The organism is Agrobacterium burrii (assembly GCF_017313405.1).
GTDB lineage: Bacteria > Pseudomonadota > Alphaproteobacteria > Rhizobiales > Rhizobiaceae > Agrobacterium > Agrobacterium burrii.
On the sequence record NZ_JAFLNA010000006.1, the window covers coordinates 164,124 to 176,127 of the forward strand.

11 protein-coding genes are annotated in these 12,004 nt (G+C 60.1%); all 11 read right to left on the reverse strand.

Annotated features, from left to right (window positions below):
* Positions 1-20: 20 nt before the first annotated feature.
* Entirely contained in the window at positions 21-1,631 is a 1,611-nt protein-coding gene (locus JZX89_RS13395) for an FGGY-family carbohydrate kinase (RefSeq protein WP_207134328.1), read from the reverse strand.
* Between the two features lie 90 nt (positions 1,632-1,721).
* Positions 1,722-2,453 (reverse strand): SDR family oxidoreductase, encoded by a 732-nt coding sequence (locus tag JZX89_RS13400; RefSeq protein WP_149900765.1) that lies wholly within the window; start codon positions 2,451-2,453, stop codon positions 1,722-1,724.
* Positions 2,454-2,492: 39 nt separating this feature from the next.
* A complete protein-coding gene (locus JZX89_RS13405) occupies positions 2,493-3,470 on the reverse strand; it encodes an ABC transporter permease (RefSeq protein WP_153515922.1) in 978 nt (325 codons plus the stop codon).
* A complete protein-coding gene (locus tag JZX89_RS13410; RefSeq protein WP_207134329.1) occupies positions 3,460-4,962 on the reverse strand; it encodes a sugar ABC transporter ATP-binding protein in 1,503 nt (500 codons plus the stop codon). The genes JZX89_RS13405 and JZX89_RS13410 overlap by 11 nt, the downstream gene beginning before the upstream one ends.
* Positions 4,963-5,033: 71 nt before the next feature.
* Positions 5,034-5,945, reverse strand: a complete 912-nt coding sequence (locus JZX89_RS13415) for an ABC transporter substrate-binding protein (protein WP_207134330.1) — start codon at positions 5,943-5,945, stop codon at positions 5,034-5,036.
* Between the two features lie 97 nt (positions 5,946-6,042).
* On the reverse strand, positions 6,043-6,927 hold the full coding sequence (locus tag JZX89_RS13420; protein ID WP_149900761.1) for a helix-turn-helix domain-containing protein: 885 nt from the start codon (positions 6,925-6,927) through the stop codon (positions 6,043-6,045).
* Positions 6,928-7,303: 376 nt separating this feature from the next.
* The gene (locus tag JZX89_RS13425; RefSeq protein WP_207134331.1) at positions 7,304-8,341 is read right to left on the reverse strand and encodes an NAD(P)-dependent alcohol dehydrogenase; all 1,038 of its coding nucleotides are present in this window, start codon (positions 8,339-8,341) and stop codon (positions 7,304-7,306) included.
* A 253-nt stretch (positions 8,342-8,594) separates the two neighbouring features.
* The gene (locus JZX89_RS13430; protein WP_207134332.1) at positions 8,595-9,053 is read right to left on the reverse strand and encodes a DUF1801 domain-containing protein; all 459 of its coding nucleotides are present in this window, start codon (positions 9,051-9,053) and stop codon (positions 8,595-8,597) included.
* A 278-nt stretch (positions 9,054-9,331) separates the two neighbouring features.
* Positions 9,332-10,765, reverse strand: coding sequence for an FtsX-like permease family protein (locus JZX89_RS13435; protein ID WP_207134333.1), 1,434 nt, complete (start codon positions 10,763-10,765; stop codon positions 9,332-9,334).
* Positions 10,762-11,451 (reverse strand): ABC transporter ATP-binding protein, encoded by a 690-nt coding sequence (locus JZX89_RS13440; RefSeq protein WP_207134334.1) that lies wholly within the window; start codon positions 11,449-11,451, stop codon positions 10,762-10,764. The genes JZX89_RS13435 and JZX89_RS13440 overlap by 4 nt, the downstream gene beginning before the upstream one ends.
* Before the next feature lie 4 nt (positions 11,452-11,455).
* Positions 11,456-11,920: a hypothetical protein gene (locus JZX89_RS13445; protein ID WP_207134335.1), complete on the reverse strand. Its 465-nt coding sequence runs from the start codon at positions 11,918-11,920 to the stop codon at positions 11,456-11,458.
* Between the last annotated feature and the right edge of the window lie 84 nt (positions 11,921-12,004).

Genomic DNA, 12,004 nt, shown 5'->3' on the forward strand with positions numbered 1-12,004 from the left:
ATCTAAGCTTTTGACGCGCTTCAGGAATGGCTGGCTGAGCGAATGGCGCGCGCCGCATTCTGGAGCGCCAGAAACGCGCCGTAACGCCGCTGATGAACCTTTTGAAAAGCAGGATCAGGCGAAGCACAGCTGGCGATCCGCGACATGGCGGGCATCGCCGCCATAAGATCCGGATAGGTTTCCGCAGCAACGGCACCCAGCATGGCCGACCCCAGAAGCACCGGCTCTTCGCATTCGGTCAGTTCGACAGGAAGCCCCGTTGCGTCGGCCAGCAATTGCCGGGCAAGCGGATGAGCGCCTGCCCCGCCGCTGACGCTGATGGTTTCCACCGGCGCGCCGTTGCGAGCCTGCGTTTCGATGATCTGGCGAAGCCCGTAACCGAGGCCGAGAAGCCCCGCGACATAAAGTGCTACGAGCGAATCCACGCCGGTCTCCATGCCATAACCGGCAATGACGGCGCGTGCATGCGGATCGGCAAAGGGAGCGCGGTTACCCAGAAACTCCGGCACCACATGAAAATCTTCGGCAATCTCAGCTGCGGCGGAAGCGGATGCGGCAAGGCCGAGGGCGCGGTCGGCAAGCCAAACCGGCAAGGCTTTGCCTTCCTTCTCGGCAAGCGCCTTCGCCTCGGCAAAGGCCGGGTGCAATTGCACCAGATAGTCGATGGCCGCACCGGCGGCAGACTGGCCGCCTTCGTTGAGCCATGCGCCGGGAACCATGGCGGAATAATAGGGACCCCATACACCCGGCACGAAGGCGGGTTCGGCAGTAGTGGTCATGGTGCAGGAGGACGTGCCAAAGACATAACCAAGGCATCGCGATGCATCACCGCCGGCAGCCACTGTGCCAACACCGCCGGCATGGGCATCGATAAGGCCTGCAGCAACGGCGGTGCCTGCAACCAGCCCCATGGCCTTTGCCGCATCTTCGGTCAGGCCCGCGCCCAACGCCGTACCGGGATGGACGACGCTTTCACCGATGCGACGGAAGCCCTGCTCGGCTAGATCACCAAGCCCGATGTGGTTGAAATACTCCGCATCCCAGCGGTTTTCATGGGCCAGATAAGTCCATTTGCAGGTGACCGTGCAGGCGGAACGATCGAGCGCGCCGGAAGCCTTCCATGTCAGAAAATCCGTCAGGTCGAAGAAATGCTCGGCGCGCGCATAGATATCCGGCCTGTTTTCGCTGAGCCACAGCAGCTTGGGCGTCTGCATTTCCGGGGAAATGCGGCCGCCGACATATTTCAGAACGGCATGTTCGCCGGTATTGATGCGCTCCGCCTGTTCGACGGCGCGGTGGTCCATCCAGACGATGATATCACGTTCGGGATGATCGGCAGCGCCGACTGGCAGGGTCTCATCATCAGGCCCGCGAACAACGAGCGAGCAGGTGGCGTCAAAACCGATGCCGGCGACCTCGGCCGGATCGATACCGGCGCGCGAAACGCTTTCGCGAACGCTATCACAAACCGCCTGCCACACCTCACCGCTCGATTGTTCGGCAATGCCGCCATCCTCGCGGTGCATGCTGATCGGGCGCTTGGCGGTAGCGAGAAGCTTGCCTGCGACATCGAAGACACCGGCCCGCGCCGAGCCTGTCCCGACATCGACGCCAACAAGGTAGGAAGCCATTTGCGATACTCCTCGGAGCGGATCATCCGGTGCTTGAACGATATGGAGCGGCTGGACCGGTTCCGATTTCCCCAACCGCCCCAGACATTTTTAAACGCGGTCGAAGTTGGTCGGGAGAACCAGCATGTCGCGGATGGTGACGGTGCGCTTGCGCGTCAGCATGTAGATAACCGCATCGGCCACTTCGCTCGCGTCGATAAGGCTACCCGATTCCTTGGCCTTGCGGAGGTTTTCCTCCGGCCAGTCCGCCAGAAGTGCGGAGACGACCGGGCCGGGAGAGACCTGCGCGACGCGCACGCCATGCGGGATCATCTGGCGGCGCATGCCCTGCACGAAGCTGGTGATCGCCCATTTCGAACCCGAATAGACCGGCTCCCAATAGGTCGGAAAATGGCCGGCGATCGAGCAGGTGACGATGATATCACCCGTCTTGCGCGCCGACATATGCGGCACGACGGCCTGAACATTCTTCATGACCGCGTTGACGTTGAGGTTCAGCATCTTGTCGATGGCTTCAGGCGTCGTTTCGGTCAGCTCACCGCCGATATAGGTGCCGGCATTGCAATAGAGAATGTCGATATGATCGACCTTCTCCAGGATTTCGGGAACCATGGCGTTGCAGCTGTCGGCATCCAAGAGGTTGGTAACCTGCGGAATGGCGCGCTCGCCGAGCTTGGCGGCCAGATCTTTCAAGGCTTTCTCGTTCCAGTCGACCATGACCACGGTTGCGCCCTGTTCCAGCAGCGCTTCTGTGGTTGCAAGCCCGATGCCGGATGCGGCACCGGTGATGACTGCGATCTTGCCTTGCAGCGATTCAGACATTTAATTCTCCTGCGTTTATGAAGATGTTTTCGGGCCGGCTCAGCGCCATTCGCGTCCGATATAGATGGCCAGCAGGATGATGCCGCCCTTGATGACATCCTGCAGATAGGGGTTGATGCCCATGAGGTTGAGGCCGTTATTGAGGATGCCCAGCAGCACCGCACCGATGAGCGTACCGAGAATAAGCCCCCTGCCCCCGGCAATCGCCGTGCCGCCGAGAACGACAGCCGCGATGGCATCAAGCTCAAAACCGACACCGGCGTTGGGCTGACCGCTCATCAGGCGGCCGGTGAGGATAAGCGCGGCAAAAGCTGCCGTGACACCTGAAATGCCATAGACGGCAAGTTTGACGCGCCGGGTCTTCACGCCCGAAAGACGGGCCGCCAACTCGTTGCCACCAAGCGCATAGACGTGGCGGCCGAAGGCGGTGCGCTGCAACAGCACCCAGGCCACGGCATAAATCACCACCATGATGATGACAGGCACAGGAACGATGCCGATGCGGCCCACGCCGAACCAGGAAATCCAGCTCGGAATGCCGCTGACCGGATAACCGCCGGAATAGATCAGACCAAGGCCACGCGCCATGCCCATGGTGGCGAGCGTGACGATGATGGCGGGCATCCTACCCCAGGCGACAAGCGCCCCGTTGAAGATACCGATGCCCAGACCGATAAAGAGGCCAGCCGGCAGGGCAACCGCGGGCGACAGGCCGGTATTCACCATCAGGCCGGCCGACAATGTGCCGACAAGCGCCATGACCGCACCGACCGACAGATCGATGCCGCCGGTGAGGATGACGAAGGTCATGCCGACAGCGAGAATGCCGACGACGGAGACCTGCCGCAGCACGTTCATGATGTTGTTGACGCTGAAGAAATTGTCGCTCGCAAGCCCCATCAGGATGGAGACGACAATCAGGCCCGCCAGAGGCAGGGCGAGCGGCGAACGCAGCATGGAGCTGAGACTGAAACCGCCCGTTTTCGCGGCAACGCCGGTGTTTGCATCAAGCGACATGTTCAACTCTCCCGGTGGTGGCGTTTGTCATTATTGTTTCTGAATTGATGTCGTCGCCTTCGACCGTGGCGACGATGCCGCCGGAACGGAAGACGCAGACCCTGTCGGACATGCCGATCACTTCCGGCAGCTCCGAGGAGATCATGATGATCGAATAGCCCTTGGCCGCGAATTCGCGCATCAGCGAGTAGATTTCCGCCTTCGCGCCGACATCGATGCCACGTGTCGGCTCGTCGAAGATCAGCACGCGCATGTCATGGTTCAGCCAGCGGGCGATAACGATCTTCTGCTGATTGCCGCCCGATAGCGTGTCGACGCGGGCATAAGGCCCCTGCGCCTTGACCTGCACCTGCGCCATGGCCTTTGTCGTGTACTCCAGTTCCTTTTTGAGATCGAGGAACCAGTGGGCCTTGCGGTATTTGCGATAATTGTTGAGCGAAATATTCTGCAGGATGGAGAAACTGGTGATCAGCCCCTCCTCCTTGCGGCTTTCCGGAAGCAAGCCGATGCCACGCATCAGCGCTTCATCAGGCCCGGAAAAACGCGTGTCCACACCGTCGACCTTGATCTTGCGGCGCGAGGCGGAATGCGCCCCCAGCATGGCGAGAACCGTTTCCGTGCGGCCCGAGCCGACAAGCCCGGCAAAGCCGAGAATTTCGCCCTTTCGCAGCGCAAAGCGCGAAACGGGGCCGCCCTTCTTCAATTGCAGCTCTTCCACTTCGATCACCTTTGCGGCGGAAGGATCGAGCTGCGGCTTTGGCGGGAAGCTGGATTCGATGCGCCTGCCGACCATCATCTCCACCAGACGGTCATTATCGACCTCCGAAGTCAGGCAGGAACCGATCAGTTCACCATCACGCAGAACAGTGATGCGGTCGCAGATCTCGAATATTTCCTCAAGATGATGCGAAATGAAGATGATCGCCACGCCCTGACGCCGCAACTCCCGCATGACCTTGAACAGGTGTTCGGTCTCGGACGGGGTGAGCGTTGCGGTCGGCTCGTCGAGAACGAGGATGCGGGCATCCAGCGACAATGCCTTGGCGATTTCGACAAATTGCTGCTGCGCGACGGACAGGCGATGCACCGGCACGTCGAGCGGAACATCTACGGCCAGACGGCTCATGATCTCAGCCGCGCGCTTGCGCATGGCGCCCTTGTTCAAAAGGCGCAGCGGCCCACGAATTTCGCGGGCAAGAAACATGTTTTCAACGGCATTGAGATAGGGGATCAGGCTGAACTCCTGAAACACGATGCCGACGCCAGCGGCAATCGCCTCGTCATAATTGGCGAAGCGGCGATCCTTGCCGTCAATGCGGATCGTTCCTTCCGAGGGCTGCAAAATGCCGCACAGGATCTTCATCAAAGTCGACTTGCCGGCACCGTTTTCGCCCAGAAGCGCATGCACCTCGCCGGCGCGCGCTTGCAGGTCGACGCCGCGCAGGACTTCGATCTTGCCAAAGCTTTTTCTTATTCCATTCAGTTCCAGCATTTCACCCTCCTCAATGGTCGGGATTTAACCCCGCCCCCATACTAGATGGGGACGGGGCCTGGGAGGAGTTCTTACCAGCTGAAATCGCCGGCGTTTTTGCTGTCGACGACCATGACGTCGATCGGGACTTCCTTCGGCACGACGCGAGCGCCCCACTTCTGGGCAAGCGCCATGGCAAGGCCGACACGCACCTGGTCACGCGGGAACTGCGCGGTGGTTTCGATGAAAGGACCACCCTCGGCAATCGCCTTCACAGCTTCCGGAGCACCGTCGACCGAGGTCAGCTTGATGTCCTTGCCGGAACCCTGAATAGCAGCGAGTGCACCCATCGCACCGCCGTCATTCACCGAGAAGATACCGGCGAGGTTCGGACGCGACTGGATCATGTTTTCAACGACGCCGAGAGCGACCGAGCGGTCCTGACGGCCGTTCTGCGTATCGACCAGCTTGATGTCGGCGAATTCGGCGAGAGCCGCCTTGCAACCTTCAACGCGCTGCAGGATCGGCACGACCGGGATACCGTCGAGGATCGCGACTTCACCCTTGCCGCCGAGTGCGTCACCGAGATGCTTGCACGACTTGTAGCCCGCGTCACGGTTCTTCGAGCCGACAAAGGTGTCGACCGGGCCGTTTGCGTTGGCGTCGACAGCAACGACAATCACGCCGGCAGCCTTGGCAGCATGCACGGCGGCTTCGATACCGGCGCTGTCCGTCGGGTTGAGGAGCAGGATGTCGATCTTCTGCTGAAGCATATCTTCAACGTCAGAAATCTGCTTTGCCACATCGTGGCCGGCATCGGTCACGACAACGTCTGCGCCGATGCTTGCTGCGGCTTCCTTCAGCGCTTCCTGCATCGACACGAAATAGGGGTTGTTAAGCTCCTGGAAGGTCATGCCGATTTTCAGCTTTTCCTGCGCCAGCGCCGGAGCGGCCATCATTGCAATTGCGGCTGTCGCCATCAGAAGCCTGGATTTCATTTTCATCTTACTATTCCTCCCGTTTGGAAAGTTGGGGCAACAAGTGCCCGTTTCCGGACAGCCCTCTGCCCGAATTGGTAAAAATCGGCGATGTGTCGCTGGTTTAATCCGCCATGACCGCTGCCTTCTGGGCTGCGAATATGGTTCGGAACCTTGACGGCGACATTCCCTTCAATTTCAGGAAATGCCGGTTGAAATTCGAAAGGTTGGAAAAGCCCACATCGTAGCAGACCTCCGCCACCTTCACATCCTGATCGGCCAGCAGCATCTGGCAGGCGAGATCGATGCGTAACTGATTGCGATACCGCACCAGCGTCGTGCCGGTATGGCGCTTGAAGGCACGGGAAAAGGCGCTCGGGCTCTGGCCCACCATGTCGGCCAGATCGATCTCCTCGACCTGTTCAGTCAGATGCTGGCGCAGATGTGACAAAGCGCGGTTGATGCCGCTATCGCCAATGCCGGTCAGATCAAGCTCGTAGCTCAGGCTCGCCAGCACCTCTGAAGAGGGTGCGTTGACCAGCAGATCGAGAATTTCCCAGAAAAGCGCCAGACGTGTCAGCCCCTGCGCTTCGATCAGCCGAAGCACCAGCGGGCGAACCCGGTCGCTCGTCTCGTCATCGAACAGAATGCCGCGGCGGCTGCGATCCAGCAGGGCGCGTACCACATCCATCTCAGACATGGAGGTGCAGGCATCTTCGATAAAGCTCTCCGGAAACTGGATCACGAGAGAGCGTGTCGGCACGATTTCGTCCGGCTCGATCTCGCTGATCCAGTTCTGGGGGAGATTGGGACCGGTCATGATGAGCTGACCGGGGCTGAAGCGACCGACGAAATCACCGATATAGAACGTGCCAGAGGTGGCGACGACCAGGTGGATTTCATATTCGGGATGATAATGCCAACGCACGGTGCGGAACGGATAGCCATGCCGCCAGGCAGCGAAAGATTCGCCCTTGCGGATGTGTACCAGTTCCAGATCGGGCTGCATCAATATTCCTCCCATCAGTCACGTCCGCCGTATTTGCGGAGCAAGGCCATTCCTCTTTATGGCTCGTCCCAGGCGTTAACGGGGAGCATATGGCCTGCCGTGCATTTACTTCCACATCATACCGGGGAAATTACCGATACTTTTTTGACTCTTTTTTGTCGGAAATTGAATAGCTGCATACAGACGCTGACAATTAAGCTGGCAGTTGCGCTGATTTTTTCGCGCAATTTTGCGTGATACGCCGATATAATATGCAAGACGGGGAGAGATTTGATGAATTTTTGGAGCGCGAACGACCGATCACCGGCAGTTCGCGCTTATACTTTTCCGCAGGGCATCTGCCGCTCAGTCATCAGCGGGCAATTGGCCTGATCATTTATTGCGGCATCAGAATTTGCAGCTTCACATCCGTATCCCGTGCTTCCACCGCACGATCAAAACCGGCGATGCTGTCTTCGAAGGGAATGGTTGCGGAAATCAGCGGCTTCAGGTCGACCTTGCCGGATGCGATGAGGGCAACCGCGCGGTCATAAACGTTAGCATAACGGAAAACCGTCTCCACCCGAAGCTCCTTGGCCTGCAGGCCAACAATATCGACCGGCACCGGATCGACCGGCATGCCGACAAGCACGATCGCACCGCCGGGCCGCGCCAGTTTCGCCATGCCGAGCACGGCGGGTGCAGCGCCTGAGCATTCAAAGACGATGTCGCAGCCCCAGCCATCCGTCGCAGCGGCCACGGCTTCGGCAAGATTACGCTCGCGGATGTTGACGGTCTCGATACCGTCATAAGCACCGATGATATCAAGCTTCGGCTGGGCGAGATCGGCAACGATGACCTTGGCGCAACCGCCGGCAAGTGCTGCCAGCGCCACCATCATGCCGATCGGGCCGGCACCGGTGACGACGGCGACATCGCCCGGCTGGATGCGCGCTCTTAGCGCCGCCTGCATGCCGATGGCGAAGGGTTCAACCATGGCTCCTTCGGCAAAGGACACATTGTCCGGCAGCTTGTAGGTGAAAGCGGCGGGGTGGATGACCTCAGGTGTCAGGCACCCATGGATCGGCGGTGTCGCCCAGAAGCGGACGGCGGGATCGACGTTATAGATGCCGAGCTTGGATGCGCGCGACGTCGGGTCGGGAATGCCCGGCTCCATGCAGACACGGTCACCGGCCTTCAGATGCGTCACCTCGGCACCGGTTTCGATGACCGTTCCCGACGCCTCATGGCCGAGCACCATGGGAGCATTGACGACGAAATGGCCGATCTTGCCGTGAGTATAATAATGGACATCCGAGCCGCAGATACCGACCGTATGGGTGCGGATGCGCACATCCTTCGGTCCGAGTTCACCCGAAATGTCAAAATCCCTGAGCGAGAGCTTGCCTTTTTCTTCCAGCACCAGTGCCTTCATCTCATCCTCCGTGGTTTGCGATACGCCTGGCAGCGAGTTCAATCAGCGTGATGGCGTGCAACTTCGGCAAAAGTAAACAGAAATCCGCCGGATCGGCCGGTTTTTCTTCACGAGGGAAAAACTGTATCGAGGCGCCCGCGATTTCTCATCACCGGCCGGGCGTCATGGCTTTTCCAGAGCGGAAAACAGGACGTGATTCGTCTGCCCCTGCCGGGGAGTTGCCTTCCCTGCAAGGCTGACGAACCGCCCCTCCCTAAAGTTTCTCACCCGGCAATTGGCTCGCCTGTTTCACCCACTCAGCAAACTGCGCCTCATCGAAAACGCCCTCGTGAATATCGAGGTAACGAACCTTCGGCTGCTTCGACGTACCGGTCGGCAGCGGCTGAAGGGATGCCCCGTTGAAGAAGCTGACTTTGATATATCTGGCGAAACAGTGAAGGCCGAGGAACCAGACGCCATCCTCCATGCCGTAGAGGGGCGAGTTCCACTTCACGGCCTTGCGCACGCCTGGCACCAGGTTGTCAATCAGCGCGTCGATCCGCGCTCCAACCGGGCTTTTCCAGCCCGGCATGGCGGCGATATAGGCCTGCACCGGTGCATCGCCATACCCCTTGGCAATCTGTGGATTGCCGCCTGAAAGAAGCTTCGGCGCGTCAAAGGGCGGCTCGGCCTCCGCGATCTTGGCAGCTTTTTCCGGTTTCTTTTCAGCCATCGCGCCTCCCCCCAATGTTACGCAGTTTCCTCACGATTTCGCAGGTGTCGGGGAGAGCCTGCCACAAAAAAAAATCGACCACAGTAAAAAAACTATATTTTATATGCGTTCTTCGCTGCCCGGGCCGGTGGACATGTGCAAAGCCGGATTACACGCCGACACAACCCGATCTACCGGCATGGCGATCAAAACAAGGGGACACGACCGTGCCAATCACCCCGGACTGGCACGCGTCAATAGATCCCCAAACGTAGCCTACGATACCCCTATGGGTGCTCTCAGGCGCGGAGCGCGGCTGCGGGAGACTGGCGATAGGCAAGCAGCGCGGGTATGGCCGCCAGAACGGCGGCAAAGCCCAGCAGGAAAAGCGCAAGACGCAGATCTTCGCGGGTGAAGCCGACCGGCAGGATCACGCCACTTTTCGCGGTAAACAGCTGCGCGCCGATATGGGCAGCGCCCAATCCGAGCAGAAAACCGATACCGACACCAAGCGCCACCAGAAAGAAAAGCTCCAGCCAGACGATGGCGAATACCGAGCCGCGGGGCGCGCCGAATGCCCGCAATGCGCCGATCTGCCTGCGCCGTTGCCCGACATGGATCACCGTTACCAGCATCAATGCTGCCGCCACCAATCCCTGCGAGCCGGCCGCGACCGCACCCAGAACCATCTTGGCATCACCAAGCGTGGCATAAAGACCGGTCAGCACCTCGCCCGGAAAAACGCCAAGCGTATTGCCGCTGCGATATTCCTGTCTCAGCCGATAGGCATCGGCAATCGTCTTCGGTTTGACGAGAATGGCCGGCAGGCCGGGCATGTTCTCACCAAAGGTCTCTACAATCGGCGCGTCGGGATCGATGCTGCCATGATGATCGGACTCGGCATGCCCCGAAGAGGCGTCCGGCGCGAGAGCCGCTTTGGGCTCCTGCGGCATCCCGATCTGAATAACGGCATCGGCGTGGCCGTCCTCACCTCCGACATGCGTGTCGCCATCCTCATGATGTGCCCCCTCTTCGTGGGCGTGGTCATGGCCGTGCTCCTGATGCCCGTCATCATGCGCAACCGCGTGACCTTCCCCATGGTCCTCCCTCTGGCCCTCGTTGTGATCATGGCCAAGACCATGAACGTGCCATACGGCCTGAATCGGCACGAGAATGGCGCGATCCCAGGGCGTGCCGGTCGGCCGCAGCTTGCCGACGGCCTTGTAGGCGATCTCTGTATGGGTGCGGCCACCGGTTTCGGCGGAACCATGCATCGGCTTGATCTCTGCCCCGACGGACAGGTTGACGGCAGCACCAAGAAGGGCTTCGCCTTCCAAAGCAAACATCCTGCCCTCGGCAAAGCCGGGCGTGGTGTTGCTGACGAGGTTTGTCGTCGTACCGACAATGGGATAGCCGGCGAAAGAATCTCCAAAACCGACGGGGGCAGCCCAGGCAACGCGCGGATCGGCGGCAAGTCTGGTGAGGACGGCGCCATCCACGAGCGGCAATGGCGCCGCCTGCAGGAAGATGGATGAGAGGATCAACTGTGTTTCGCTGCCGGCAGCACCAACAACAAGGTCGAATTTATCGGCGGCGCGGGCGCTGCCGAGACGCAAAGACCTTTCCTGCAAGGTGACGGCCACACCGAGCGCGGTGGCCAGCGCCACCAGCAGAACCACGACGGCCCCGCCCAGCCACAGGCGACGCAGGTCGGCCAGGATGAAGCCGATCATGCTGCGATCTCCTTCGCGTCAGTATCGGCAACGACACGGCCGCCACTGAGTGTCAGACGCCGGTCAAGGCGACCGATCAGATGCTGATCGTGGCTGGCGACAATCAGCGTGCTGCCGGTGCTGGCGGCAACGGCAAGCAGCAGGTCGCCGACAGCCTCGCCGCTGTCGAGATCGAGGCTGGCGGTCGGTTCGTCGGCAATGATGACGCCGGGGCTGCGCAGCAGCGCCCGGGCGATGGCAACACGCTGCATTTCACCCCGCGACATGGTCTCGACATGCTGCCCGGGGCGCTTGAGGCCAACGGTCGCAAACAGGGATTCCGCACGCTTTATAAGCTCTGCATTTGCCACACGCGACAGGCGGGCGGGTAACAGGATGTTATCCAGCGCAGACAGGCCGGGAAAAAGATGAAATTCCTGCATGACGAGGCCGATATTGGCAGCCCGCCAATGGTCGCGACGGCCCTCGGACAGATCCGCAATGTTCCCGTTCCCCCAAACGACGCGGCCGGTCTTAACGCGCTCAAGGCCGGCGATGATGTTGATGAGGGTGCTCTTGCCCGAGCCGGAACCACCCGTCAGCGCCACGTGGCTTCCGGCAGTGATTTCCAGATGGTCGATAACGAGAACCGGGGCAGCCAGTCCGGGAAAGGACACGGCAAGATTTTCTATCTTCAGAGGCAGCATGGTCTCAAACCGTCGCGTATTCTGCCTGGCGAATGCGCAGGAGACTGACGAAGCCGGTGTCCGGATCGGTCCAGGAACCCGTTTCCAGCGTGCCGCGCACTTCGATCGTCTGGCTGGGCTGGGTAAAGGTCTGCTTTTCGCCGAGATAGACGACGACAATATTGTCCGGCCAGTCTGAATCGGTGGAGCAAAACGGGCAGATCGACATGGGTATTTCGGTGAGCACGAAAAAATGCGCCTCGGCCTTCAGCGGCGGCGCCATGAAGCCGCGCATGGCGACCTCCTTGCCGTTCAGCTGCTTGACCTTTTCGGAAAATTCCAGCCCGAGAACGGTGACCTTGCCATAAAGCTCGTCGAAGGTGATGTCGCTTTTCGCCTGCGCCCGCGTGCCGGCGGCCAGCAGCGGCAGACCAGCAATGAGACCAAGGGTCTGGCGGCGATTGAACCGCGCCGGATCAGTCCTGCTCATGATCATTTTCCTTCTTGAAAGGTCTTTCATCGTCAACCGTCATGACCGGCAATGCAGGACCGTCAATGACGGCAAGGGCACGCC